This window comes from Corynebacterium bouchesdurhonense (assembly GCF_900078305.2).
GTDB lineage: Bacteria > Actinomycetota > Actinomycetes > Mycobacteriales > Mycobacteriaceae > Corynebacterium > Corynebacterium bouchesdurhonense.
This window is the reverse complement of the sequence record NZ_LT546028.1, coordinates 353353-379432: the sequence shown is the minus strand read 5'-3', so window position 1 is coordinate 379432 and position 26080 is coordinate 353353. Positions and strand designations below refer to the sequence as shown.

The 26080-nt window shown below is 70.6% G+C and carries 18 protein-coding genes and 1 pseudogene; 8 read left to right on the top strand and 11 right to left on the bottom strand.

Translation table 11 applies throughout. From position 1 onward, the window contains the following. Positions 1–31 precede the first annotated feature (31 nt). The gene (gene pks13 / locus BN4252_RS06495) at positions 32–4759 is read left to right on the top strand and encodes a polyketide synthase Pks13 (RefSeq protein ID WP_066527858.1); all 4728 of its coding nucleotides are present in this window, start codon (positions 32–34) and stop codon (positions 4757–4759) included. Next, positions 4743–6284, top strand: coding sequence for an acyl-CoA carboxylase subunit beta (locus BN4252_RS06490; protein ID WP_066529248.1), 1542 nt, complete (start codon positions 4743–4745; stop codon positions 6282–6284). The genes pks13 and BN4252_RS06490 overlap by 17 nt, the downstream gene beginning before the upstream one ends. 171 nt (positions 6285–6455) lie before the next feature. On the opposite strand, the gene BN4252_RS06485 is transcribed toward BN4252_RS06490, so the two are convergent. Genes BN4252_RS06485 through trmB form a run of 5 tightly spaced genes read right to left on the bottom strand, consistent with a single transcriptional unit; the run spans position 6456 to position 11595 of the window. Next, a complete protein-coding gene (locus BN4252_RS06485) occupies positions 6456–6809 on the bottom strand; it encodes a DUF3054 domain-containing protein (RefSeq protein WP_230208590.1) in 354 nt (117 codons plus the stop codon). A 26-nt stretch (positions 6810–6835) separates the two neighbouring features. Further along, positions 6836–7816 carry a lysylphosphatidylglycerol synthase transmembrane domain-containing protein gene (locus tag BN4252_RS06480; RefSeq protein WP_066527856.1) on the bottom strand — a complete coding sequence of 327 codons (981 nt, stop codon included), beginning with the start codon at positions 7814–7816 and terminating at the stop codon, positions 6836–6838. Further along, positions 7806–10130: an MMPL family transporter gene (locus BN4252_RS06475; RefSeq protein WP_066527854.1), complete on the bottom strand. Its 2325-nt coding sequence runs from the start codon at positions 10128–10130 to the stop codon at positions 7806–7808. The genes BN4252_RS06480 and BN4252_RS06475 overlap by 11 nt, the downstream gene beginning before the upstream one ends. Positions 10131–10142: 12 nt before the next feature. Next, the gene (locus BN4252_RS06470; RefSeq protein ID WP_066527852.1) at positions 10143–10823 is read right to left on the bottom strand and encodes an NYN domain-containing protein; all 681 of its coding nucleotides are present in this window, start codon (positions 10821–10823) and stop codon (positions 10143–10145) included. A gap of 13 nt (positions 10824–10836) precedes the next feature. Then, complete coding sequence (gene trmB, locus BN4252_RS06465) at positions 10837–11595, bottom strand: tRNA (guanosine(46)-N7)-methyltransferase TrmB (RefSeq protein ID WP_066527848.1); 759 nt, start codon at positions 11593–11595, stop codon at positions 10837–10839. Between the two features lie 322 nt (positions 11596–11917). On the opposite strand from trmB, the gene BN4252_RS06460 reads away from it, so the two are divergent. Beyond that, a complete protein-coding gene (locus BN4252_RS06460; RefSeq protein WP_066527840.1) occupies positions 11918–13774 on the top strand; it encodes a phosphoenolpyruvate carboxykinase (GTP) in 1857 nt (618 codons plus the stop codon). A gap of 33 nt (positions 13775–13807) precedes the next feature. On the opposite strand, the gene BN4252_RS06455 is transcribed toward BN4252_RS06460, so the two are convergent. Continuing rightward, the gene (locus BN4252_RS06455; protein ID WP_066527838.1) at positions 13808–14563 is read right to left on the bottom strand and encodes a class I SAM-dependent methyltransferase; all 756 of its coding nucleotides are present in this window, start codon (positions 14561–14563) and stop codon (positions 13808–13810) included. Positions 14564–14567: 4 nt separating this feature from the next. Between BN4252_RS06455 and BN4252_RS06450 the strand changes: the two genes are divergently transcribed. Further along, positions 14568–15647, top strand: a complete 1080-nt coding sequence (locus tag BN4252_RS06450; protein WP_066527835.1) for a glycosyltransferase family 4 protein — start codon at positions 14568–14570, stop codon at positions 15645–15647. Here BN4252_RS06450 and BN4252_RS06445 read toward each other — a convergent pair. The 3 genes from BN4252_RS06445 to BN4252_RS06435 all read right to left on the bottom strand — a co-directional run bounded on the left by BN4252_RS06445 (position 15644) and on the right by BN4252_RS06435 (position 18365). Beyond that, a complete protein-coding gene (locus BN4252_RS06445) occupies positions 15644–16096 on the bottom strand; it encodes a DIP1984 family protein (RefSeq protein WP_066527833.1) in 453 nt (150 codons plus the stop codon). The two genes, BN4252_RS06450 and BN4252_RS06445, sit on opposite strands and share 4 nt — an antisense overlap. 345 nt (positions 16097–16441) lie before the next feature. Continuing rightward, complete coding sequence (locus BN4252_RS06440; protein ID WP_066527831.1) at positions 16442–16693, bottom strand: three-helix bundle dimerization domain-containing protein; 252 nt, start codon at positions 16691–16693, stop codon at positions 16442–16444. Positions 16694–17006: 313 nt separating this feature from the next. After that, entirely contained in the window at positions 17007–18365 is a 1359-nt protein-coding gene (locus BN4252_RS06435; RefSeq protein WP_078056807.1) for a hypothetical protein, read from the bottom strand. A 268-nt stretch (positions 18366–18633) separates the two neighbouring features. Between BN4252_RS06435 and BN4252_RS06430 the strand changes: the two genes are divergently transcribed. Further along, positions 18634–19836 (top strand): acyltransferase family protein, encoded by a 1203-nt coding sequence (locus BN4252_RS06430; RefSeq protein WP_066527819.1) that lies wholly within the window; start codon positions 18634–18636, stop codon positions 19834–19836. Positions 19837–20090: 254 nt separating this feature from the next. On the opposite strand, the gene BN4252_RS06425 is transcribed toward BN4252_RS06430, so the two are convergent. Further along, entirely contained in the window at positions 20091–22181 is a 2091-nt protein-coding gene (locus tag BN4252_RS06425; protein WP_066527816.1) for an alpha-(1->3)-arabinofuranosyltransferase domain-containing protein, read from the bottom strand. A gap of 10 nt (positions 22182–22191) precedes the next feature. After that, positions 22192–22389 (bottom strand): DUF2613 domain-containing protein, encoded by a 198-nt coding sequence (locus BN4252_RS06420; RefSeq protein WP_066527814.1) that lies wholly within the window; start codon positions 22387–22389, stop codon positions 22192–22194. A 451-nt stretch (positions 22390–22840) separates the two neighbouring features. Between BN4252_RS06420 and BN4252_RS06415 the strand changes: the two genes are divergently transcribed. The 3 genes and pseudogenes from BN4252_RS06415 to BN4252_RS06405 all read left to right on the top strand — a co-directional run. Continuing rightward, positions 22841–23887 carry a glycoside hydrolase family 3 N-terminal domain-containing protein gene (locus BN4252_RS06415; RefSeq protein WP_230208589.1) on the top strand — a complete coding sequence of 349 codons (1047 nt, stop codon included), beginning with the start codon at positions 22841–22843 and terminating at the stop codon, positions 23885–23887. Between the two features lie 50 nt (positions 23888–23937). After that, positions 23938–24675, top strand: coding sequence for a VanW family protein (locus BN4252_RS06410; protein WP_143341179.1), 738 nt, complete (start codon positions 23938–23940; stop codon positions 24673–24675). Positions 24676–24767: 92 nt separating this feature from the next. Further along, a pseudogene (locus BN4252_RS06405) lies at positions 24768–25736 on the top strand (VanW family protein); the annotation flags it as partial. Positions 25737–26080 lie beyond the last annotated feature (344 nt).

Below are 26080 nucleotides of genomic sequence, written 5' to 3'. Positions count from 1 at the left end.
TGCCCCAGCCAGGGCGATAAGCTCATACGTTATGACTGAGAACGAACTTGGCTTGTGGATCGAGCGGTGGGTCTCCGCCACAACGGGAGAGGAGCACATCGACCGCTCCAAACCGCTCGAGGCCTACGGCCTGTCGTCTCGGGATGCGGTGGTGCTCTCCGGGGAGCTGGAGAACCTGCTGGGCCGCCGCATCGACCCCACCATCGCGTACCAGTACCCCACCGTGGAGGCGCTGGCGCGCGCCCTGACGCAGGAGCGCGGGCGGGGGGCGCGGGTGGCGCTGGGGGAGCGTCGGCAAGCAGCAGGCTCCCCCGCGGAGCGCGACATCGCGGTGGTAGGCGCCGCCGGGCGCTTCCCGGGCGCGGCCAACGTGGATGAGTTCTGGCAATTGCTTCTCGACGGCCGCGTTGCAACCGGCCCCCTGCCCGCCGGGCGCTGGTCCGAGTACGCGGGCGACGCCTACCTGCGCACCAAACTCGCGGAGGAATCCACCGACGGCGGGTACCTGGACGACATCGCCGCCTTTGACAACGAGTTCTTCGGGCTCTCGCCGCTGGAGGCCCAGAACATGGACCCGCAGCAGCGCATCATGCTGGAGGTGGCGTGGGAGGCGCTGGAAGACGCGCACATTCCCGCCGACAGCCTGCGCGGCAGCGCCACCGGGGTCTTCGTCGGCTCCTCCAACAACGATTACGGCATGCTCATGGCCGCCGACCCGGCCCAGGCGCACCCCTACGCGCTGACCGGCAGCTCCTCGGCCGTGATCCCCAACCGCATCTCGTACGCGCTGGATTTGCGCGGGCCTTCCATGAACGTGGACACCGCCTGCTCCTCCTCCCTGGTGTCGCTGCACCACGCCGTGCGCGCGCTGCGCGACCGCGAGTGCGACGTGGCGCTGGCCGGCGGCGTGAACGTGCTGGCCAACCCGTTCGCCTCCCTGATGTTCTCCGAGCTGGGCGTGATCTCGCCCACCGGCGCCATCCGCGCGTTCTCCGACGACGCGGACGGCATCGTTCGCTCCGAGGCCGCCGGCATGGTGGTACTCAAGCGGGTGGCCGACGCGGTGGCGGACGGCGACGAAATCCTCGCCGTGATCAAGGGCTCTGCCACCAACTCCGACGGCCACTCCAACGGCCTGACCGCCCCCAACCCGGAGGCGCAGGCAGACGTGCTCGAGCGCGCCTACACCGACGCCGGCATCGACCCGGCTGAGGTGGACTTGGTGGAGGCCCACGGCACCGGCACCATCCTGGGCGACCCGATCGAGGCCACCGCGCTGGGCACCGTGCTCGGCGCGAACCGCACCAGCGCGACCCCGCTGCTGCTCGGCTCGGCCAAGTCCAACGTGGGGCACTCCGAGTCCGCCGCCGGCGTAGTGGCGCTGATCAAGGTGCTCGAGGCCCTGCGCCACGACACGATCCCGGCCACCGCGAACTTCTCCGCGCCGAACCGCTACGTGGATTTTGACGCCGAGCACATCGAGGTGGTGCAGGACCCGCGCGAGTGGCCGCGTTACTCCGGCCGCCGCGTGGCCGGCATCTCCGGTTTCGGCTTCGGCGGCACGAACGCCCACGTGGTGCTCACCGACTTCGACGCGGGCGAATACGAAGGCGCGGGTGGGGACGACACCGACCGGAGCCTGGCCGGCCTCGAGGTCGCCGCGCTGCCCGTCTCCGGCCTGCTGCCCTCGCGCCGCAAGGCCGCGGCGGGCGCGCTGGCCGAGTTCCTCGAGGGCCGCCCCGACGCGGACCTGATCCCCGTGGCCCGCTCGCTCGCGCTGCGCAACCACGGCCGTTCCGCCGCTGTGGTGCAGGCCGCCACCACCGAGGAGGCCGTGACCCGCCTGCGCAACGTGGAGGCGGGCAAGATCGGCCCCGGCATCACCGTGGCCGACGCACCGGACGCGGCCGGGCCCGTGTTCGTCTACTCCGGCTTCGGCTCGCAGCACCGCAAGATGGCCAAGCGCCTGATGGAAGCCTCCGAGCCCTTCGCCCGCCGCATGCGCGAGCTGGATGAGCTGGTCCGCTTCGAGGGCGGCTGGTCCATGGTGGAGATCATCGAGGACGACGAGCAGACCTACGACACCCGCACCGGGCAGGTCACCATCACCGCCATCCAGATCGCGCTGACGGACCTCATGGCTTCCATGGGCATGCGCCCGGCCGCCGTGATGGGCATGTCCATGGGCGAGATCGCCGCAGCCTACGCCGCGGGCGGAATCTCGGACCGAGACGCCATCCTGGTGGCCTGCCAACGTGCCCGCCTCATGGGCGAGGGCGAGGAGATGATCGCGGGCACCGACGGCGAGGGCGCCATGGCCGTGGTCGAGCTCGGCGCGCAGGCGCTGGCCGAGTTCGTGGCCGCGCACCCGCAGGCCGCCGGCGTGGAGCCGGCCGTCTACGCGGGCCCAGGCATGACCACCGTGGGTGGGCCCGGTCAGGCGGTGGACTTTGTGGTGGCCGAACTGGAAAAGGAGGAGAAGTTCGCGCGCAAGCTCAACGTGCGCGGCGCGGGCCACACCTCCATGCTGGACCCGATCATGGGCGACCTAGCGGCGGAGATCGCCGGCATCGCCGCCTCCCCGCTGCGCGTGCCCCTGTTTTCCTCCGTGGACCGCGAGACTTACCCCGCGGGCAGCGTGGTGCACGGCGCGGACTACTTCCTGCGCATGACCCGCCAGCCGGTCTACTTCCAGGACGCCACGGAGGCCGCCTTCGCCGCCGGCCACACCACCCTGGTTGAGGTCACGCCGAACCCGGTGGCGCTGATGGGCATGATGAACACCGCCTTCGCCGCCGGCAAGCCCGACGCTCAGCTGCTGTTCACCTGCAAGCGCAAGCTGGACGAGGCGGAGACGCTGCTGGACCTGGCCGCCAAGCTCTATGTCCAGGGGCAGAAGGTGGACTTCACCGCCTTCTACGGCCGCGGCCCCCGCATCGCCGCGCCGGGCACCCGCTTCGAGCGCAATCACCTGTGGACTCCCGCGCGCCCCTCCTCCGGCACCGGCTCGGTCCTCGGCGCGCGCGTGCAGCTGCCGGACGGCCAGGTGGCGTTTGCCACCCAAGCGGACTCCGTCTACAGCCCCGACCAGCTCATCGATGCCGCCGCCGCCGAGGTGCTGCCCGGTTCCCGCGTCACCGCGACGAAGGAGCACGGTTACCTGCCGGCGGACGGCGAGGTGACCACCGTGGTGGCCACCTCGCTCGGCGGCGCCAGCGTCCGCGTGTACCACGGCGCGTCGCTGGTTGCGGAGGGATTTGCGAGCTCGGAGCGCGTGCTTGCCGACGCCCCCTCAGGAACCGGCGCGCCCACGGATCGCAGCGCAGACTCCACCAGCGAGCTGGACGGCATCGAGGAGCTGCGCTGGGACCCGGAGTCCGGCGAGACGGTCGAGGAGCGCCTGCGCGCTATCGTCTCCGAGTCCATGGGATTCGACGCCGAGGACCTGCCGGACGAACTGCCCCTGATCGACTTGGGCCTCGACTCACTGATGGGCATGCGCATCAAGAACCGCATCGAGAATGACTTCCAGATCCCGCCGCTGCAGGTGCAGACGCTTCGCGACGCGTCCGTCGCCGACGTGATCACCATCGTCGAGGACGCGGTGGCGGGCCGCGAGCAGGTCATTCCGGCCGCCTACAACGCCGAGACGCGAGACCCGGCCTCCGAGGTGGCCAAGGCGAAGGCGGGCGGCGTGGGCGTGGCCCCGCGTGACGCCTCCGAGCGGATGGTGTTCGGTACCTGGGCCAAGTACGCGGGCGCGGCCCCCGCCGGGGTGACGTCCGAGCTGGCGTCGATAAGCGAAAGCACCGCCACCGAGATTGCCGCGCACCTCACCGAACGCTCCGGCATCGAGGTGACCGCGGCCGACGTGCTGGGTGCGCAGACTCTGGAACCGCTGGCGAACCTGGTGCGCGAGGGCCTCGAGACCGAGGTGGAGGGCAACATCCGCGTGTTCCGCGACGGTGCGCGCACACCCGTGTTCTGCTTCCACCCCGCCGGCGGCTCCTCCGCGGTGTACGCGCCGCTCGCGCGCCGCCTGCACCCGGACGTGCCCGTCTACGGCGTGGAGCGGCTCGAGGGCTCGCTTGAGGAGCGCGCCGCCGAGTACGTCAAGGACATCGAGGAGATTGCCGGCGACCGCAAGGTGGTGCTGGCGGGCTGGTCCTTCGGCGGTGCGCTGGCTTACGAGGTGGCGCACCAGCTGGGCAACGAGAAGGTGGAGTTCATCGCGCTCCTGGACACCACGCAGCCCTCCGAGCCCATCCCGGACACGCTGGAGGAGACCAAGGCCCGCTGGGGCCGCTACGCCGCGTTCGCCGCGGACACCTACGGCCTGGAGTTCGAGGTGCCTTACGAGCTGCTGGAGACGGCCGGCGAGGACGCGCTGATGGAGATGCTGCGCGACTTCCTGGCCAACACCGACGCCTCGGAGCACGGCCTCGCCGCCGGGGTGCTCGAGCACCAGCGCGCGTCGTTTGTGGACAACCAGATTCTCAACCACCTGGACTTCTCCCGCTGGGCCGACGTGGACGTGCCGGTGCTGCTCTTCCGCTCCGAACGGATGCACGACGGCGCGATCACGCTTGAGCCGAACTACGCGCACATCGACGAGGACGGCGGCTGGGGCGCCATCGTGGACGATTTGACTATTGTCCACCTCCCCGGAGACCATCTCGCCGTGGTGGACGAACCCGCGGTGGGCATCGTGGGCAAGCACATGAACGAGTGGATGGATGCACATGACAACCGCGGATAAGCTCGCAGACCTGCGCGCCAGGCTGGACAAGGCGCAGGATCCAGGGTCCGAGCGCTCGCGCAAAAAGCGCGACGACGCCGGCCTGACCACCCCCCGCCAGCGCATCGCCGCGCTTCTAGACGAGGGCTCCTTTGTGGAGATCGGCGCCCTCGCCCGCACCCCCGGCGACGAGAAGGCGGTCTACTCCGACGGCGTGGTCACCGGCTACGGCCGCGTCGACGGCCGGCCCGTGGCGATCTACGCCCACGACAAGACGGTCTACGGCGGCTCCGTCGGCGTGACCTTCGGCCGCAAGGTGGTCGAGGTGATGGAGTTCGCGATCAAGATCGGCTGCCCCGTGATCGGCATCCAGGACTCGGGCGGCGCGCGCATCCAGGACGCGGTGACGTCGTTGGCCATGTACTCCGAGATCGCGCGGCGCCAGCTGCCCCTGTCCGGCCGCTGCCCGCAGATCTCCATCATGCTGGGCAAATCCGCCGGCGGCGCCGTGTACGCCCCGGTGACTACGGACTTCATCGTGGCCGTGGACGGGCAGTCAGAGATGTACGTGACGGGCCCGAACGTGATCCGCGAGGTGACGGGCGAAGACATCTCCTCGGCCGAGCTGGGCGGGGCGCGCGTGCAGGAGCAGGCCGGCAACATCTCCGCCGTGGTGGGCAGCGAGGAGGAGGCGTTCGACTACGTCCGCGACCTGCTCGACCACCTGCCCACCAGCGCGTTTGACCCCCTGCCCGAGACTTGGGCCCCTGCCGACGAGGACTTGGACGACGCCCACCTCAACGAGTTCCTGCCCGACGACACGAACGCGGGCTACGACATGATGGAGCTCTTGGTGCAGCTCGGCGACGACGACACCCTGGTGGAGGTCCAGTCCGGCTACGCCGAGAACCTCATCTGCGCCTTCGGCCGCATCGACGGCCGGCCCGTGGGCTTCGTGGCCAACAACCCGATGTACCTGGCCGGCTGCATCGACGCCGACGCCGCCGACAAGGGCGCTCGCTTCATCCGCACCTGCGACGCGTATGGCATCCCGCTGGTCTACGTCGTGGACACCCCGGGGTACATGCCGGGCGTGGAGCAGGAGCGCCAGGGCCTCATCCACCGCGGCGCGAAGTTCGCCTTTGCCGGCGTGGAGGCTACGGTGCCGAAGGTGGCCCTCATCGTGCGCAAGGCGTACGGTGGCGCCTACGCGGTCATGGGGTCGAAGAACCTCGCCGGCGACCTGAACTTGGCGTGGCCCACCGCCCAGATCGCGGTAATGGGCGCGGCCGCGGCGGCCGTGATGCTCCAGGGCAAGCAGCTCGCCGCCATCGAGGATCCCGCTCAGCGCGAGGCGATGAAGAAGATGTTCATGGACTTCTATGACGAGAACATGACGTCCCCCTACGTCGCAGCCGAGCGCGGGTACATCGATTCGATGATCGAGCCGGCCGAGACGCGCATTGCTTTACGACGCGCCCTGCGCCAGCTGAGCACCAAGCACGAACTGGACCTGCCCAAGAAGCACACCATCTCCCCGCTGTAGTTGCGGAAGCTTCCCGGCTACACTCCCTCACAGACTCCGACTGAAAGGCTACTTACCATGATCCTCGTAACCCTCGACCTGCTCGGCGACATCATCAACAGCATCGTTTGGCTCGCCCTCGGCGTGGCCAACGGCAACCCGCTGTACAACCTGGGCTCGAGCTTCTAGGGGCTAGTTGCGCTTGCCGACGGCCCCCGCAACGCCGCGCCAACCCAGCATCAGCAGCGCGGAGACCGTGGTGGCGACGATAATGAAGGACCAGTGGGGAACCTTGCCGTTGCGCAGGCCCCAGATGACCAGGCCCGTGACCACGGTGATGATCCAGATCACGCCGCCCTTGTTCTCGCGGGTGATCAGCCACCCGAGGGTCACGCCGAGGGCGAAGGGCCACAGGGTGGACAGCCAGCCCGTGAAGGTAAACGGCATGTCGTCCGACTGGTGGGCCGCGCGGGCAAGGAGGGCGAAGGTGGCGATGGCCACGTAGTCGGCGGCGATGGCGGAGGGCTTGGAAATAGTTTTGCGCATGGGTCCCATGCTAAAGCAGTTCGGTCTCAGTTCGGCGCTTTGCCGAGCATGAAGCCGCGCCCCGCGTACACGGCCGCGTACACCACCCAGCCGATGGCGGTGACGAGGAGGAACGAGATGGCGCGGTAGATGGCGGTGGCTGCGGTTGCGTCGACAAGCGTCATGCCCCCGGCGACGAGCATGCCGGCGGCGACCGGCTCGACCGTGCCGAGCCCGCCCGGGGTGACCTGGGCGGAGCCGGCCAGCTTCGTCATGATGTAGGCGAGCGCGACGCCCATGATCGTCGTCTCGTTCAGGCCGGCGCGCAGGCCGGGCGCGGAGCCGAGGACGGCCCAGACGGAGAAGTACATGGTGGCGACGTCAAAAATCTGGTTGAGCAGCGAGAGCGTGGCGGCCGCGCCGAACTCGGCGGGACTGATGCGGATGGCGGCGATTTGGTCGATGACGTCGGCGAAGCGGCCCGGAAACCACCGCTTGAGCGGCTCCGGGTGGCGCGTGGCCCAGAAGAGGGCGGCCATGGTCGCCACCGCGACGATGAGCGATGCCGCGAGCGACGCCACCGACAGGTCCGCGCCGAGCAGCACCACGGCGCCGAGGCCGATCACCACCATCCACACCGCCGACAGGGCGCCGGAGACCACCACAAACCACCCGCTCAGGCCTACCGACGCCCCCCACGAGCGGTTGACCCGGAACGCGAACCAGGTGGCGATGGCGGGGCCGCCGGGGATGGTGGTGGACCAGGCGTTGGCAGCGTAGACCAGCGCGTTGGTGCGAGCCGGGCCCGTGATGCGGCCCTCAACGTTGAGCAGGACCTGCATCACGCCGGACATGGCGGCCATGGCGCACAGTGCGGTGAGGGCGGCGGCGGCGAGCGGGGGCCAGGTAACGCCGCGCAGCGCGGTGCGCGCCTCGCCGAGGAACGGCAGCTCGTCCCGGAAGAAGATGAGGAGGGCAACGATGGCCGCGAACGGGGCGAGCCACCGCGCCCACTGCTTAGCGCTCAATGGCCTTAGGGGTCTCGCGCCCCTCGCGCCCCTCGCGCTGGTCGAGCTGGCGCACGAGCTCGCCGAAGGGAACGAGGGTGGTGTCCTCCTTGACGGTGACGCCCGAGCGGTACGGCTGGGTGTCCACAACCGTCGCCTCGATCGGGGTTTCGCCAGGTGCGGGCGCGACCGGGGCGCCGGCGGCGTGCCCGCCCGAGGAGCCCTCGCCGAGGGAGGCGTAGGCGCGCTTGATCCAGCGCGGCGCCCACCAGTTGTCTTCGCGCAGCAGGTGCATCACGGCAGGAACCAGCAGGAGGCGGATCACGGTGGCGTCGAGCGCGAGTGAGAAAATCATCCCGAAGGCGATGTACTTCATCATCACGATGTCGCTCATGGCGAAGGCGCCTGCAACCACGATCATGATCGCCGCGGCTGCCGTGATGATCCCGCCGGTGCGCGCGGTGCCGTACGTGATCGCGCGGTCCGTCGACGCGCCGTTGTGGCGGGCTTCAACCATGCGGGAGAGCAGGAAGACCTCGTAGTCCGTGGACAGGCCGTAGAGGATGGAGATGATGAGGACGAGCACCGGGCTCATGAGCGGGCCCGGCGTGAAGTTGAGCGCGCCCGCGCCGGCGCCGCCCACGAACACGGCGGTGAGGAAGCCGAGGGTTGCCCCGATGCCCAGCACGTTCATGATCACGGCCTTGGCCGGCAGGATCAGCGAGCCGAAGAGTAGCGCCATAAGCAGGAAGGTTGCCAGCACCATGTAGAGGGCCATCCACGGCAGGCGCTTCAGCAGTGCCTCGATGGACTCCACCTCCATCGCGGGCGTGCCGGAGACGTAGGCGCGTACGCCGTCCGGGGTGTCGATGGCGCGCAGCTGGTCCACCACGGCCTGGCCGCCGGCGCGGTCTGCCAGCGGGGCGGAGAGCACGGTGGTCCCGTCCTGGGTGGGGCGCACGGGGGCCATCGGCGCGGCGAGGCCTTCCACCTGGCGGGTCTGCAAGACGACGCTGACGAGCTCATTCGGATCCGCGCCGGTGACCACGAGCTTGACAGGGTCGGTGCGGAAGGCCGGGAAGGCCTCGTTGAACTGGTCCTGCGCCTGGCGCGTCTCCTGGTTTGGCGGCAGGTAGGTCTCGTTGATGCCGCCAAAGCTGATGCCCACAATCGGCACCGTGATAGCGATCAGCGCGGCAGCCGTGGCCGCGGTGACCTTGCCCGCGTTGCGCATGGCCCAGGCGGGGAGGCGGTACCAGACGCTGTCCTCGATGCGGCGGCCAGCGGGGCGGCGCCGGCGCACGGACCACATGTCGATGCGCGGGCCCAGCATGCCGAACAGCGCGGGCAGCACGGTCACGGAGATGACGGCGGCGAGCACCACGGAGCTGATCGCGCCGTAGGCCACGGATTTGAGGAAGGCCTGGGGGAACATGAGCAGTCCGGACAGGGCTACGCCCACCATGAGCGCGGAGAAGAAGACCGTCTTGCCGGCGGTTGTGGTGGTGGCGGCCACCGCCTCCTCGGTGCTCAACCCCCGGTCCAGCTCCTCGCGGAAGCGGGAGACCATGAACAGGCCGTAATCGATGGCCAGGCCGAGGCCAAGCAGCGTGATGATGGACTGGGAGAAGATGTTCACCTGCTGGTACTGCGCCAGGATGGCCAGCAGGGACAGGGAGCCGATGATGGAGAGGATGCCCACAATCAGCGGCATCGCGGCCGCGATCACGCCGCCGAAGACGAACAGCAAGATGACGGCGACGAACACGAGGCCGATGCGCTCGGCGCGGGCGATGTCGTCCGCCATGCCTCGGTCAAGGGCGTCGGCGACGGCGGTGGCGCCCGCGACCTGCACGCTCGCGCCGCCCGGCAGCTCCATAGCGTTGAGCGCGGGCTGGATGGTGCGGAAGTCCTTCAGGGTCTGCTCGCCATCCCCGGCCAGCCCGATGGCGGCAAAGGCCTTCGTGCCGTCTGCGGAAACCTGTTGCTGGTTCGGGTTGGAGAAGTAACTGCGGATGTGCCCGATCTGGTTGGGGTACTGCTCCTTCAGCGCGGTGATCTGCTCGTTTGCCGCGTGGAACACGGCCGGGTCATTCACCCCCTGCGGGGCGGTGACCAGGAGGATGACGTCGCCGGAGTTGTCCCGGCCGAACGTGTCCAGCTCGATCGCGGCGGCCGCGGTGGAGTCCGCGCCTGGGTCCTCCCAGCCCTCCTGGGAGAGGCGCTCCTGCAGCTTCGAGCCGAAGAGGACCTGCATGAGGATGATCAGCGCGATGACCAGCACCGGGATAATTTTGCGGTGCCGAAAGGCGAAGTGGCCCCACCTGTAAAACACGTCCGGACCCTCCTACTGCGCGTCGCGGTTGCTGGTGAGCAGCGAGGCCAGCGGGCGGAACGGCTGGAGCCAGGCGCCGCCCTCGGGCAGCTGGTCCAGGTTCACGCGCGGCAGCGGCTCGCGGAAAACCCCGGGGATGTCCTCCAAGTCGACGAAGCGAAGTGCCTCGGAGTTCACGGCCCAGCTGGCGTGCTCGTGGAAGCCGATCACGGTGACGGGGATGCCGCGGGCCGAGAGTTCCTCGATGGTGGAGAGGAAGTTCTGCCCGTCCGCTGAGGCCACCACCAGGCCGCGCAGCACGCCCTCGGCGGCGCGGCGTTCGATGTGGGCCAGCATGTCCTGGTCCACGTCCGAGTCCTCGTCGCTCTTGGGCTTGGCAAACACGGCGAAACCCACGTTTCGCAGGGCCTCGACCCAGGGGCGCACCGCGTCGGCGCCCGCGGGGGAGACGTTTGTGAACACGGTGGCCTCGGGCTCGACGCGCTCGCCGGTGTCGGCGGAAAGCGCCGCCGCCTCGGCGAGCAGCCAGCGCCCGATCGCGTCGAAGCGGGGCCGGTAGGCGGCCGTGGGGCGCCCGCCCAAGATGGCGCCCAGGCCCATGTCCAGGTTCGGGGCGTCCCACACCAGCAGGTAGCTGTTCGGGCCCGCCTCGGCGCCCGGGTTGTAGGGGTGCGTCAGTTCGTGCAGATCCATGTCCTACCTCGTCCTACCTCTTCTCCCACAGGTACTCGCGGATCACGTGATCCTTGTCCAGGCCTTTGCCTTCGAATTTGGTGATCACCTGGCGGTCCGTCAGCAGCGGGGCCTGCGCCCACGGCCAGCCCTTGTACTCGAGCGTGGGCTCGACCTCCACGAGTTCGTCGATCCACTCGGCGTAGTCCGCGTGGTCGGTGGCTACGTGCAGCACGCCCCCCGGCTTGAGGCGCGAGGCAATGAGGTTCAGAGTGCCGGACTGGATGATGCGGCGCTTGTGGTGGCGCGCCTTGGGCCACGGGTCCGGGAAGAAGATGCGCACGCCGTCGAGGGATTCCTCGCCGAACATGCGGGCGAGGACCTCCACGCCGTCGCCGCGGATCATGCGGATGTTGGAAATGTCCCCGCGCACCACGGCGCCGAGGAGTTTGGCCAGGCCGGGCTTGTACAGCTCCACGGCCACCACGTTGGTGTCCGGCTCCAAGGGCGCCATCGCGGCGGTGGAGGTGCCGGTGCCCGAGCCGATCTCCACCACGGTGGGGTGGCCGGCGCGACCGAACCAGGCATCCACGTCCACCAGCTCGTCCTCCAGCACGCGGCCGAGGCGGGGCCAGTGCTCCTCGAAGAGGGCCTCCTGGTTGTCCGTCAGCGTGCCGCGGCGGAAGGTCACCGAGCCGAGGCGGGGGTAATCCAGGCCGGTGTCGAACTCCGTCTGGAGCGGACGGCCGTGGGGGAGTTCGCCCGTGCCGGGGCGGTTTTCAGAATTAGTCATCGCCTCAATTGTTCACATGACGTGCGTAAATGCAAGTGTCGGACGGGTTCGAGCCGCGGGTGGGCGCGGGGGTGGCGGCGCTGCCCCCGTTGCGGGAAGCGGGCGCGGGCTGGCAGATAGTGTGCCTTGCGTGGTGTCGTCGGCAGCGTCATCTGTGTAGAAGGGACAGCTGGACGCCACCCCGGTTCTGGGGTGGGGGGAGTGTGGTTTGCTCGAGGGGGCGTCGAAAAGCAAAAGCTCATCCCCACAGCTGAGGCAAGTCCCTGACGCGCGGGAAGTGGTTGCGTAGTGTGGGAAGAGAGTACGTACAAAAGGAGAGACAATGACGACTGCAGTCAAGCGGCTCGAAGGCGAAGTGCCCACCGACAATGAAGCGCTGATCGACTGGGTGAACGAGGCCGTTGACCTCTTCGACCCGGACCGCGTGGTGTTCGCGAACGGCTCCCAGGAGGAGTGGGACCGCCTCGCCGCCGAGCTGGTGGAAAAGGGAACGCTGATCAAGCTCAACGAGGAGAAGCGCCCCAACTCCTACCTCGCCCGCTCTAACCCCTCCGACGTGGCCCGCGTGGAATCGCGCACCTTCATCTCCACCCCCAAGGAATCCGGTGCCGGCCCCACCAACAACTGGATGAAGCCGGAGGCGCTCAAGGAGGAGATGCTCGAGCACTTCAACGGCTCCATGAAGGGCCGCACCCTGTACGTGGTCCCGTTCTGCATGGGCCCCATCTCCGACCCGGACCCGAAGCTCGGTGTGCAGCTGACGGACTCGGAGTACGTGGTCATGTCCATGCGCATCATGACGCGCATGGGCACCCAGGCCCTGGACAAGATCCACGGGGATAATTTCGTGCACTGCCTGCACTCGGTTGGAGCACCGCTTGCCGACGGCGAGGCTGACGTGGCGTGGCCCTGCAACGAGACGAAGTACATCTCCCAGTTCCCCGAAACCAAGGAGATCTGGTCCTTCGGCTCCGGCTACGGCGGCAACGCCATCCTGGCCAAGAAGTGCTTCGCGCTGCGCATCGCCTCCGTGATGGCCAAGGAGGAGGGCTGGATGGCGGAGCACATGCTCATTCTCAAGCTCACCGACCCGCAGGGCAGGGTCTACCACGTCACCGGCGCGTTCCCCTCGGCTTGCGGCAAGACCAACCTGGCCATGATCACCCCCACCCTGGAGGGCTGGAAGGCCGAGGTTGTGGGCGACGACATTGCGTGGCTGCACCTGCGCGAGGACGGCCTCTACGCCGTGAACCCGGAGAACGGCTTCTTCGGCGTGGCGCCGGGCACCAACTACGCCTCCAACCCGATTGCCATGCAGACCATGGAGCCGGGCAACACCCTGTTCACCAACGTCGCGCTGACCGATGACGGTGACGTGTGGTGGGAGGGCATGGACGGCGAGGTGCCCGCGCACCTGATCGACTGGCGCGGCAAGGACTGGACGCCGGACGACGAGCGCAAGGCCGCCCACCCGAACTCTCGCTACTGCGTGGCCATCGAGCAGTGCCCCACCGCGGCCCCGGAGTACGACGACTGGAAGGGCGTGAAGATCGACGCCATCCTGTTCGGCGGCCGCCGCCCGGACACCGTGCCCCTGGTCACCCAGGCGTACGACTGGAACCACGGCACCCTGATTGGCGCCATGCTCTCCTCGGGCCAGACCGCCGCCTCCGCCGAGGCGAAGGTGGGCTCTTTGCGCCACGACCCGATGGCCATGCTGCCCTTCATCGGCTACAACGTGGGCGACTACCTGCAGCACTGGATCGACATGGGCGTCAAGGGCGGGGACCGCATGCCGTCCGTGTTCCTGGTCAACTGGTTCCGCCGCGGGGACGACGGCCGCTTCCTGTGGCCTGGCTTCGGCGACAACTCCCGCGTGCTGAAGTGGATCGTGCAGCGCATCAACGGCGAGGTTGGCGCCAACGAGACCGTGGTGGGCCACACCGCCCGCGCGGAGGACCTGGACCTGTCCGGCCTGGACACCCCGTTCGAGGACGTGCAGGAGGCGCTCTACGCCGGCCCGGATCTGTGGAAGCACGACGTGGAGGACGCCCACGAGTACTTCGAGGAGCTCGGCCCCCGCGTGCCGCGCGAGCTCTTCGAGGAGCTCGATCGCCTGGGCAAGCGCGTGCAGAATGCCAACAAGGCCACCCGCGAGTGGTTGGAGTCCCAGAACTAGGGCTCCGCAGGCTAGGCCTCCGCGTGGCGGGGGCTAGCCGCGGGCCCCGTCCTTGACCAGCACGAGGACGAGGTTGGATACCGCGAACTCGCGCAGCACCGGCACCCGCGTGAGCCACCAGGCCCAACGCGGGTGATAACGCGGGAAGGCGGCCGCGAGCTGGCCGGTGCCCCGCGCCCACGCGAGCCCCTCGGCAGCCGAGACGGCGAAAAGGGACTCGCCCCACACGTTCTTGGGCGGGTGGCCGTGGGCGCGCTCGTAGCGGCGGCGCGCGAAATCCCCGCCCACGTAGTGCTGCCACAGGCCGGTCTCGTGCCCGCCGAAGGGCCCGAGCCACACGGTGTAGCTGAGCACCACCAGCCCGCCGGGGGCGGCCACCCGTAGCATCTCCTGGCCCATGGCGCGCCAATCCGGCACGTGCTCGGCCACGTTGGAGGAGTACACCACGTCGAAGGCGCCGCCGCGGAACGGCAGCGCGGCGCCGTCGCCCCGCACTGCGCCGTAGCCGGCGAGCCCCGCCGCGGCCATCTCGGAGGCGTCGGGCTCGAGCCCCACGTAGCGGCAGTCGGCGAAGGCGTCGGCGAAGTAGCCGGGCCCGCCACCCACGTCGAGGACCCGCTTGCCGGCCAGCGGCGCGCCGGTGAGGTCGGTAGAGAGCGCCTCCAGCAGCGCCCGGGTGTCGCGCGCCAGGTCGCGGTAGAAGACGCCGGGGCGAAACTGCTCGTAGCGGAAGGAGCGCAGCAGGCGCAGCGAGCGGCGAAGCGTGGCCAGGCGGCGGGTACGGTACATAGCGATGAAGATACTGCTGTTGTGCTGGCGCGATTCGACCCACCCGCAGGGCGGGGGCTCGGAGCGCTACCTGGAGCGGGTGGGGGAGTACCTGGCGGCGCAGGGGCACGAGGTGGTCTACCGCACCGCGAAGCACACGGACGCGCCGCGCCGCTCCACGCGCGGGGGCGTGCGTTACGAGCGCGCGGGCGGCAAGTACGGCGTGTACCTGGCCGCGCCGCTCTCGGTGTGGCGTAACCGCCCGGACGTGGTGGTGGACACCCAGAACGGCATCCCCTTCTTCGCCCGCCTCTACACCCGCGCCCCGGTAGTGCTGCTCACGCACCACTGCCACCGGGAGCAGTGGCCGGTGGCGGGCCCGCTGATCGGCCGCCTCGGCTGGTTCCTCGAGTCCCGCGTGGCCCCGCGCGTGTACCGCGGCGCGCAGTACGTCACCGTCTCCGCCTCATCCAAGCGCGATTTGGAGGCCATCGGGGTGCGCGGCGCGGACATCGAGATCGTGGAGAACGGTGCGGATCCCGTGCCCGAGGGGGAGCAGTTGCTTATCGACGCCCCCCATACCCACCTCATCACCCTCTCCCGCCTCGTCCCCCACAAGCGCCTCGAGATGGCCATCGACGCCGCGGCGGCCATCGACGGCGCCGTCCTCGACGTGGTTGGCTCCGGCTGGTGGGAGGACCGCCTCCGCGCCTACGCCCGTGACCGCGGCCTGGGCGGGGACACGGTGCGCTTCCACGGCCACGTCTCCGAGGCCGAGAAGCACGCCCTGCTAGAGCGCGCCGCCGTGCACCTCATGCCCTCGCGCAAGGAGGGGTGGGGCATCGCCGTGATCGAGGCAGCCCAGCACGGGGTGCCCACCGTGGCGTTCGCGGACGCGGGCGGGGTGAGCGAATCCATCCGCGACGGCGTCACGGGGCGCCTCGTCGCCCCCGGCGGCGGGGCGGGCGCGTTCACCCGGGCGGTGCGCGAGACGCTGGAGGCGCGCGCAGACATGGCCGGGCCCGCCCGCGCGTGGGCCGCGCGCTTCTCCTGGGAGGAGACGGGGCGGCGCTTTGAGGAGGTCCTGCGGCGGGTGCGTCCTTAACGCAGCTCTGTTGACCAGTTGAGCTGCTGGATCTTGGTGTCCAGCTCGCGGTAGGCCTTGGAGGCGTCGTCCGCCATCTTGCGTAGCGCCCCCACGTCCACGGTGGGCACGTAGCGTACCTCGGAGCGCGAGTAGCGGTCCTGGCGGGCCGAGGCGGCGTCGGCGACCTGCGCGTACAGGCGGCGCGCGCGCAGGAGGGCGTCGCGTCTGGCGATGGCGTCGGTAAGCGATGCCCCCTCGAACGGGGTCTGGGAGTTGGTGTGGTTGATGCGGCGCACCAGGGTCTCGATCTCCTGGAGCAGGTGCGCGGCCTCCGCGAGGAGCTCCGCCGGGTCTTCCACCGGGGTGTCGCCCTCCTGGATCAGCGCGCCCTGGGTGAGGCGCTGCGTGAGGGAGTGCAGGCGGTCCTGCGCCTCGGCGCGGCGGGCGAGTGCTTCTGCGAGCAGCATGGCGTTGCCTTTCCGTTCCTGTCCCCGTTCCCACCCTCGCGGGTCTGCGCCACCTGCGCGCCCGCCCCCAGCACCGCGGTAGTGCGCCGTGCGCGGTGCGGCCCTCTCGGGCCCTACCCGTGTACCCCGTGCGGGCGGCAGTGCGTGCCGTGAGCGGAATTGAACCGCTCGGCCCTCCGCCGCCACGAGGGCGCCATGGGTGCCGCCTTGCCCGGGCGGCGCGGGTTGGTGCTCGCTGGGTTGGCGCCGGTGAGCGTAGGCCCGCTACCGACAGCGTGTCGCCCACGCTAGCAGGTACGCGAAACGCCCGGCCGATATCGGCCGGGCGCGGGTCTCGCGTTTGCGTTAGGCTGCGTGCCCCTTCAGGTCGCCAGCGTTCAAACGGTTCTTCATCTCCGCCTCCACCAAAAGGGGGAGGAAGTCCTCCACAGCCGCCTGGTTGCGGTGGGCACGGAGTACGGCCTCGAAGGCCTCGGTGATCTCCTGGGCGGAGAAGCGGTCGGACCACTCCGAGATCAGGTCCTCGCGGATGTTGTTCAGGGCGCGCTCGCGGATGATGGAGAAGTCGATCTTGTTGGTGTCGGTGTAGGTACGCATTGTGCGTTGTCCTTTCTTGGTCATTTCTTTTACGTCTTTGATGGGGTGTTGCTGGGGGCCGCTACGGGGCCGTTACCAGGTCGCGGAGGCGAAGGCCGGCGCGTGCGTGCGCTTGGCGATTCCCGCCGCTAGCGATGAAGCGGTCATCTGAAAACCTCCTTGTATGTAACCTGTTGTTCATCTGGCGTTCACTTTAAGACTGGGGGCAGAATAATGCAACCATGTCCACTATTGGCGGGCACCAGTAATGGGTGAGCACCAACTAAATTAGGTAAATGTGCAGGTAGAGAGGTTCCGTCTCGCCGGTTTAGCGCTATTGTGATCTGCGGCACATGCCCAGGAGTGGGGCGCAGCACCAGAGCGCGAAGAGGGTCACGCCGGCCGGCGGCCAGCCCGGGGCGGGCGCGCCGGTGTCCACCACGCGGCCGTCGGGGTAGACCACGAGCCCGATGCCCAGCTCCCGCAGCGTCCCTAGGTCGTGGAGGCTGGCCTGGGCTGCGGCGGCGCGGGGGGAGGGGGGATCGACCACGGTTGCGTCGACAAGCAACAGCCCCGATTCCACCGCGTTCATGGCCTTCGGGGCGGGGTCGACGGCGACAGTGCCGCGGGACTCGATGAGGGCGGGGCGGTCCACGAAGTACACGTCGCGCCCGCGGTGGTCCACGGCGGGCACCGCAACCTCGGTGGGGGCCAGCGGCGCGAGGGCGAGCGCGGCGTCGGGGACCTGGGCGAGCGCGAGCGCCACGGCGGCCCCGGCGCGGCGGGGAGTGAGCGAGCCCGCGGCCGCGGCGAAGGCGGGCAGGGCGAGGAGGAGGAATTTCTGGGCGTCGCGAAGCAGGCCGGCGCCGGGCACGAGGCCGACCAGCGGGGCGGTCAGGCCCGCCCAGGAAGCTAGCGCCACCGCGAAGCCGGCCGCGGCCAGCGCCAGCCAGCGCCGCGGCACCGCGCGCCACCCGAGCGCGAGCAGGGCGAACAGGGCGACGCCGAAGAGGGCGAAGCCCGCCTCGCGCGACGCCGGCACCGCGCGGCCGTTCCAGATCCCGCCCAGGCCGAGCAGGCTGCCCAGGGTGCCGGCGTGCGCCTCGGCGCGGGGCGCGAAGGCTGCCGCGGATACCGGAGAGGAGGTGGAGGCGCCCGCGTGGATAAGGCCCGCCACCACCCAGGGGGCGCAGGTGACGGCGCTGACGGCGGCACCGAGCCGGCCCCGGGAGAAGGCGGCCGCGGCGATCGCCCCGGTGGGCGTGAGCGACGCCACCCAGTGCGCGCACGTGGCGGCCGGCGCGGGGGCTAGCGCCACGGCGGGCAGGAGCCACGCCGCGGCAACCAGGGACCACTGGCCCTGTAGGAGGCGCTCCACCACAAAGGGGTTCCACAGCACCACTGTCATGGCGGCGGCCTCACCGAGCGGGGTGCGCCCGAGGCGGCGCGCGACGTGGACGGCGGCGGCCGCGGAGCCCACCATGATCGCGCGCAGCGCCAGCACGGGGTGGGGCAGGATGCCGAGGAGCGCGTCCTGGGGTACGTTGCGCGCCGCGAGGTCCCCGTAGCCCAGGGCGGCCCTGGTGAGCGCCATCTGGTCGAACACCATCATGTCGCGCAGCGCGAAGGCGTCGCCCGGGAGCAGGAAGGGCCACGTCACCGCGATGACCAGCAGCGCACCGTACGCGCTCACGGCGTGCCGCTTCCATACAATGGCCACATCGCAAAGACCTGTCTCTTAAACAAATCGGAAGCTGCCGACGATATAACGCGGGGAGCAGTAAGAGGAGCAAATAAAAAGACATGAAAACCANCGCCGCGAGGTCCCCGTAGCCCAGGGCGGCCCTGGTGAGCGCCATCTGGTCGAACACCATCATGTCGCGCAGCGCGAAGGCGTCGCCCGGGAGCAGGAAGGGCCACGTCACCGCGATGACCAGCAGCGCACCGTACGCGCTCACGGCGTGCCGCTTCCATACAATGGCCACATCGCAAAGACTAACCCACACCCCGGCCCGCCCCCGCACACTTCCGCGCCCCCGGCGCAGCTGCTGCCGGAGCTCGACGGCCTGCGTGCCGTGGCCGCCTACGGCATCCTGGCCACCCACGCGGCCTTCCAGGCGGGCACCGAATCCGCCCTGCTGGAGCGCTTCGACTACTTCGTGGCCGTCTTTTTCGCCCTCTCCGCCTTCCTCCTCGCGCGCGGGGAGGAGGGCGCGATGCTTCGGCCCGGCTACTACTCGCGGCGCCTCGCCCGCCTCGCCCCGGCGTACCTGGTGTGCGCGGTGGTGGTGCTGTTGAGCCTGCCGCCGCTGAGCACGGTCACTCCGGCGCAGGTGGCGGCCAACCTGCTGCTGGTGCAGATCTACGTCCCGGACGGGCTGATCGAGGGCCTGACGCAGATGTGGTCGCTGTGCGTGGAGGTGGCGTTCTACCTGGTCCTGCCGGCCTACCTGCGCCTCGGACCGCGCGGCCGCGGCCTGGCTGTTGCGCTGGCGGTGCCGGCCGGCCTGGCGTGGCCGCACCTGGTGGATGCCGCGGGATTCGCCAGCGCCCCCGTGAACCTGCAGATCTGGCCGCCGTCCTACACCCCGTGGTTCGCGGTGGGCCTCCTCTGCGCCGAGCTGGAGCGCCTCGGCGTGCGCTACCGGGGCCCGCGCTGGCCCATCGCGTGCGCGTCCCTTCCCGTGGCGTACGCGGCCGGGGTGCTCGGGCCCCCGGGGCTGACGCACCCCACCGCCTGGGAGTTCAACGTCCGCGTCATCCTTGGCACGGTGTTCGCGGCCCTCGTGGTCGCCCCGTTCGCGCTCGGGCCGCGCCAATCGGGCACCGCACTGTCCTCGGCACCGGCGCGCGCGCTCGGCCGCTGGTCCTACTCGCTCTTCCTCTGGCACGTGGCCGCGCTGTACTTCGCGTTTCCCATCCTGGGGCTTTCGCTTTTCGACGCCCCCTTCCTCCCCATCCTCCTCACCACCGCCGCCCTCGGCACGGTGGCCGCCTACGTGTCCTACGAGCTGGTGGAGGTGCCCGGGGCCCGGCTGGTGCGCCGGCTCACGGCGGGTCGGGGCGCTGGATCCGGCCCTGGATCCGGCCCTGGATCTGGCCACGCCAGGCACGCCACGGCGAAGCACCCGGCGACGCCCAGGAACACCGAGCCACCGGCGTAGTTCTCCGCCGGCCACGGGGCGCGCGCCAGAACCAGGCCCCCGACCAGGGCGGCGCCTGCGGAGAGGCGGGAGGCGCGCAGCCCGGTGAAGCGGCGCACCGTCCAGGCCAGCGCCGCCGCGGCCGCGCCCTGGGCGGGCAGGGCGGCCGTCACGGCGATCAGGGGCACCGGGTCCGCGCGGCCGGGGTTGGTGCGGCGCGCGGCGGCGGGGGCCCCCGCCCCGTCTCCTTTACACAACCGCCGCCGCCCGCGGACCTACCCGGGGCGCGTTCCCTGCTGGCCCCCCGTGCTTCCCGTGCTTCCCGTGCCCCCCGTGACCACAGTGCGCGGCTGCCCGCCCACCAGCGTCACCGCGCGGCCGCCCACCATCACCGTCGTGTCGGCGGTGGCGGTGACCGTCACGCGGCCGTCGGCGGGCTCCACCTCGATCCACGGCTCGGTGTCGCCGGGGGCGGGCCACCACGCCGTGTCCACCAGCCCGTCGAAGGCCGCGGTGAGAGACTTCGCCGGCTCGGCCCCGCCGAAGGCGCCCGCGTCCGCCGCCGAGGAGGAGGCGCGCGCCGTGCCCTCGGCGCGCACGCCCACGCGGGTGCCCGCCGAGGGGTAGTCCTTCAGCCGGTTGGCCACGTTGCGGTCCTCCCACCAGCCCGCCAAATGCGCGGACTGGGCCCCGCGCAGCGTGCCGTAGTTGCGCGCCGCCAGCGCCGGGGTGTCGGTGACTATCGCGGCGTCGCCGCTGACCAGGCGCGCCGGGAAGTAGCCCAGCTCGCTCCAGATGAGGGGCAGCACGTCACCGGAGCCGTCGATAGGCAGCGGCTCGTCGGCGGTGATCATCATGTCGCGCGCGGGCTCGATGAGGTAGATGTCCAGCTCCCCGAAGCTCGCGGCGGGCTCGCCCAGCTCTGGCGCCTCAGGCTGGCGTTCCAGGTCGTGGCGCACCACCACGGCACCCACCCCGATCGAGCGCAGGGCTTTAGCATCCACGGCCGCGACCTGCCCGTCCAGGCCCCGAATCGCCTCCGGCTCCACCAGGGGGATGGCGTCCCGGAACGCGAAGCGGGCGCGGGTGAGCGCCTGGATCGGCTCGTCGCGCGTCCACCCCCACGTCTGCCTGGCAAAGGAGGCCGGCGGCACCACCAGGGTGCGGGTGCCGGCCGCGTGCTCGTCGAGCCACTGCCCGGCCTCCACCCAGTCCGGCGACACCTCCCGGTACGCGCCCTCCGGCAGCAGGCGCAGCGACCAGGCGGGGGCGAGCGCCACCGCGGCGGCCGTGCACGCCGCCGCAAGCTGCGGGGGCTTCAAGTGCGCTATGAGCCAGCCGGCGCCGAGCGCGAGGGGCAGGCGCACAAGGGGATCGAACTTGTGCAGGTTGCGCAGGGGTGCAAGGGGGCCGTCGAGAAGCGAAAGCCCCAAATGCGCCGCCGCAAGCACCCAGAACCCGAACGCGAACACGGCCACCAGCTCGCGGCGCTGCGGCATGTCCCCGCGCGCGAGCCCCGCAAGCCCCAGGGCGGCCACCGCGCACGTGGCGATGATGAATGTCGGCTCCGCCACAAGGAGGAAGCCGGCGGTGCGCTCCGTCTCCACGAACGTGGACCACGAGGTGGTGCCGCGCAGGATCTCCACCGGGTTGAGCCACGCCGTGGTCACGCCCGCGGACTCGATGAACTCCGTGAACGGCGGGGAGTAGCGGCCGAGGACCATGAGGGGCCCGATCCACCACGCCGAGACGGCCAAGGCGCCCGCGGTGAACACGGCGGCGGCGCGCGGCTCGCGCCGGGCGGCGAGGTAGATGAACGCAGGCGCGCAGGCGGCGGCGGTGGCCGTGGCGTTGACCCCGCCCATCAGCGCCACGGGCAGGATCGCCGCCGCCGGGTTCGGGCGCCTGCCCACCAGGGGAACGAGCGTCCACGGCACGAGCGCCACCGGCCACGCCTCAGAGGAGATGGCGGTGAGCGTGGTGAGCACGCGCGGGCTCAGCGCGTAGAGGGCGGCGGCGGTGACGGCGGGCAGGCCGCCGCGCAACCCCAGGCGCCTGGCCAGGGCGAGGGTGCCGGAGTAGGCCACGCACAGCAGCAGCGCCCACCACAGACGCTGCGCCATCCAGCCCGGCACGTGCAGGGCGTCCGCGGCGAAGAAGAACGCGCCCTGGGGGAAGAGGTAGCCGTACGCCTGGTTCTGCATCTGGCCCAGCGGGAACTGGTCCGTCCACGCGTGGAGCGCGCCCGCGAGGAAGCCGCGCGGGTTGGCCGTGAGGTCGAACTTGGTGTCCGCGGCCGTCAGGCCGGGCGGCTGGGCGAAGGACAGCAGCGTCAGCGCCAGCCAGCCGAGCCAGTGGGCGCGCATCCTGCTCGCCCTACTCGCGGGAGCCGTACTCCGGCCCGCCGAGCACGGCCTGGTCCGCCGGCACCGCCCCACCCTGCGGCACGGTGGCCTGACCGGAGAAGGCAGCGATGCCGAGCACCCCAGCGATTCCCAGCACCACGCCCACCACGGTGCTGGCAAGCAGGGAGGTGGCGGTGCGTCCGCCGGCCGGCTCGGGGGTGAAAGACATGCGTAGGAGCCTACCAGCGCACGCGTGGGGCGGGTGCGTAGAGTGAAGGGCGTTTCGCTGGTGGAAGTTCGGGACGGTTCGGGACGGTTCGGGCTAGCCCGGGCTAGCTCGGGAAGGGAGGTGGCGCGGTGCGCGTACTCGGCGGCGGGGCACGTGGTGGGGCTCGCGGTGCCGTACGGGCCGCCGCCCTCGCTGCCGCGCTGGCGTGCGCGTCCTGCGCCTCCCCGGCCGAGCGGGAGCCGGGGAGGCGCAGGACGCGGACCTGTCTCTTATACACATCTCCGAGCCCACGAGAAGGGGTCCTATAGCGTGTGGCGTCTTCTGCTTGTAAAAAAAAAAAGTATTCTTGTCTTCGCGCTATGAAAAGTCTCTCTCGGGGGCGCGGAGATGTTTATAGGAGACGGGGGAAGGGGGCGTCGACAAGCAAGAGGCCCCGGCACCGCCCGCGATCGTGCCCCCTTCCGCGCCGGCTCCCGCCGAGGCCCCCTTGAGCCCCGCCCAACAGCGCGTGCCGCAGGACCTGCGCGCCAAGGTGGCGTCCCTGATGGTGGTGGGGGTGGCCAACTACGAGCAGGCGAGGTTCGCGCTCGACCAGGGCGCGGGCGGGCTGATCATCCCCAGCTGGGCGGACCCGGCGCTGCTCACGCAGGAGGGGCGCGACATCAACGCGCTGCGCGCCGAGTACCCGCGCCCGTTCACGGTGGGCATCGACTTCGAGGGCGGCCGCGTGCAGCGCCACACGCAGGTGCTGGGCGAGTTCATGCCGCCGCGCGCCCTGGCCGCCGCCACGCCGGAGGTGATCCAGGGCACCGGCTTCGACATCGGCCGCAGCCTGCGCGCCCGCGGCATCAACGTGGACTACGCCCCGCTGCTGGATCTGGACGTGGCGGACCTGGGCATTGTGGGGGACCGCTCCTTCAACGCCGCGCCCGACGAGGTGGTGCGCGTGGGCGGCATGTTCGCCCAGGGCCTCGTCGACGCGCAGGTGACGCCCACCTTCAAGCACTTCCCCGGCCACGGCCGCGCCTCCGGCGACACGCACCTGCAGCTCGCCGTCACCCCGCACCTGGAGGAGGTGCGGGCCCTGGACATGCTTCCGTACGGCCCGCTTCTGCAGCGCTTCCCCCGCGCGAGCGTGATGATGGGCCACATGATCGTCCCCGGCCTCGGCGCCGAAGGCGTGCCCAGTTCCCTAAACCCGGAGGCGTACCGCGTCCTGCGCCAGGGCGATTACCCCGGCGGCGTGCCTTTCGACGGCGTGGTGATCACCGACGACCTCTCCGGCATGCGCGGCATCCTCGACTACGCGCCCACACCCGAGGCCGTCAAACGCGCGATAGCGGCCGGCGCGGATCAGGCGCTGTGGTCCACCGGCGCCGACCTACCCGGCATCATTGACGGGGTCACCGCCGCGGTGGAAACCGGGGAGATCCCCCTCGCGCGCGTGGATGAGGCCGCCACCAGAGTGCAGCAATTGCTTATCGACGATCACCTTTAGCACCGCCAGCCCCTGCAACCGCTGCGCCAAACCCGATACGATACTTCCCCGTGAGTACGGTAGAGGCGACTTCCCAGACCAGCGCGCGACGGCCCCGCGGCCGGAGGATCGCGCTCGGCGTGCTGCTTGGCACGCTCGCGGTCCTGATCGCCGTGTACGTGGCGGATCTGGCCATGAACCGGGGCAACATCCCCCGCGGCACCGAGGTCGGCGGCGTGGCCATCGGCGGCATGAGCCCCGAGGATGCGCGGGCGAAGCTGCAGGAGGAGCTCGGCGGGGTGGCAGATGTGCCCGTCGAGGTCGCGGCCGACGACAAGCGCGCCTCCTTCGTCCCTGCGGCCGCGGGCCTGGGCATCGACTGGCAGGGCACCATCGACGCCGCCGGCCCCCAGTCCGCCAACCCCGTGACCAGGCTGCGCCGCCTCTTTGTCACCCACGAGGTAGACGTGGTGACCGCCGTCGACGAGGCGAAGCTGAACCCCGAGCTGGAGCGCCTCGGCCGCGAGCTGCACGCAGACCCGGTGGACGGCACCATCGCCATCGAGGGCGGGCGCGCCGTGACCACCGACCCGAAGGCCGGCCAGGACGTGGACCCGGCCCAGCTCCGCGAGCGCGTGACCAGCCAGTGGCTGCGCAAGGACGGCGTGGAGGCGCCCACCGTGGCGATCGAGCCGGCCGTGGACAAGGCCGCCATTGAGGCGGCCCGCGAGGGCGAGGTGCGCGCGGCCCTGGACGGCCCGCTGACGGTGCGCGGCCAGGCTGCCGGCCCGGCCCTTATACACATCTGACGCCCCGGCCCTTATAGCGAGCGTTCCGTTGTCATCGTGACACTACAAAAGTTTCTGGCGGGGAGGGTGCTGGCGGGCCGGTCGCCGCGTCCATCCCGCAGGATCGGCTCGGCGAGGTTGTGCAGTTTCCCGTAGTCGACGGCGCGCTCACCCCGCGCGTGGACCCCGAGGCGGCGCAGGCCATCCTGGCGGAGCAGCTCGCCCCCACCGAGCGCGAGATGCAGAACGCGCGCGTGCTCGCCGGCGGCGGCGTGCAGGAATCGGTGGACGGCACCCGCGTGGACTGGGAGGCGACCATGCGCGACTTCCCGGACCGCGTCCTGGGCAAGGCGCCCCGCGACTGGGACGCCGCCTACGTGGCGGTGCCCGCCACCTTCACCACCGAGATGGCCCGCAACGCCACGTTCAACGAGGTGGTCGGCTCCTTCACCACCGGCGGCTACTCTGGCGCGTCGGGCACCAACATCGCCCTGGTGGCGCAGGCCGTGAACGGGGCCATTGTGAACCCGGGCGAGACCTTTTCCCTGAACGGCTACACCGGCGCGCGCGGCCCGGCCCAGGGGTACGTGGAGTCCGGCATCATCCTCAACGGCCGCGCCGACAAGGCGGTGGGCGGCGGCATTTCCCAGTTCGCCACCACGCTCTACAACGCGGCCTATTTCGCCGGTATGACGGACGTGGCCCACACCCCGCACTCCTACTACATCTCCCGGTACCCGGCGGGCCGCGAGGCGACGGTGTACGAGGGCGCCATCGACCTGCAGTTCCGCAACGATTCCCCCTACCCCGTGAAGATCGTCACCTCTGTGGGCGGTGGCGAGGTGACCGTGAGCCTGATGGGCGTGAAGACGGTGTCCGTGGACTCCGTCAACGGCGGCCGCTGGGCAGAGACGCAACCCAAGGAGCAGGTCATCTCCGGCCCCGACTGCATCCCCTCAAGCGGTATCCCGGGCTTCACCACGTCCGACACCCGCATCATCTCGGATCTTTCCGGCAACACCTTGAGCCAGGAGACCCAGACCACCGTCTACGACCCCCAGCCAATCGTCCGCTGCAAGTAGGCCCCGCCCCGGCGGCCCCGCGCTGGCCCGAGCCGGTCTCCCTGGGCCCCGCCCGAGCCGGTCTCCCTGGGTCCCGGTCTCCCTGGGTCCCGGTCTCCCTGGGTCCCGGTCTCCCTGGGTCCCGGTCTCCCTGGGTCCCGGTCTCCCTGGGCCTCAAACCGGCATATTCGCCCAAACAGGCATATTCGCGGGAGGGGTCGCGGAGACCAAATAGGCATATCCGCAGGTCATTTTTCGCGGGGCGCCAATATGCCTGTTTGGAATATGCCTGTTTGCGGCAATATGCCTGTTTGTGGGGGGGGGGGAGTGCCCGCCGCCCCCGGCCTCCCTGGGTCTCAAACCGG

Bases quoted from the DNA above. Each gene is read 5' to 3' on its own strand.
- BN4252_RS06425 (WP_066527816.1), bottom strand. From the start codon at position 22,181: ATGCGCGCCCACTGGCTCGGCTGGCTGGCGCTGACGCTGCTGTCCTTC.
- BN4252_RS06490 (WP_066529248.1), top strand. From the start codon at position 4,743: ATGACAACCGCGGATAAGCTCGCAGACCTGCGCGCCAGGCTGGACAAG.
- pks13 (WP_066527858.1), top strand. From the start codon at position 32: ATGACTGAGAACGAACTTGGCTTGTGGATCGAGCGGTGGGTCTCCGCC.
- BN4252_RS06455 (WP_066527838.1), bottom strand. From the start codon at position 14,563: ATGTACCGTACCCGCCGCCTGGCCACGCTTCGCCGCTCGCTGCGCCTG.
- BN4252_RS06440 (WP_066527831.1), bottom strand. From the start codon at position 16,693: ATGCGTACCTACACCGACACCAACAAGATCGACTTCTCCATCATCCGC.
- BN4252_RS06460 (WP_066527840.1), top strand. From the start codon at position 11,918: ATGACGACTGCAGTCAAGCGGCTCGAAGGCGAAGTGCCCACCGACAAT.
- BN4252_RS06485 (WP_230208590.1), bottom strand. From the start codon at position 6,809: ATGCGCAAAACTATTTCCAAGCCCTCCGCCATCGCCGCCGACTACGTG.
- BN4252_RS06420 (WP_066527814.1), bottom strand. From the start codon at position 22,389: ATGTCTTTCACCCCCGAGCCGGCCGGCGGACGCACCGCCACCTCCCTG.
- BN4252_RS06470 (WP_066527852.1), bottom strand. From the start codon at position 10,823: ATGGATCTGCACGAACTGACGCACCCCTACAACCCGGGCGCCGAGGCG.
- BN4252_RS06445 (WP_066527833.1), bottom strand. From the start codon at position 16,096: ATGCTGCTCGCAGAAGCACTCGCCCGCCGCGCCGAGGCGCAGGACCGC.
- trmB (WP_066527848.1), bottom strand. From the start codon at position 11,595: ATGACTAATTCTGAAAACCGCCCCGGCACGGGCGAACTCCCCCACGGC.
- BN4252_RS06450 (WP_066527835.1), top strand. From the start codon at position 14,568: ATGAAGATACTGCTGTTGTGCTGGCGCGATTCGACCCACCCGCAGGGC.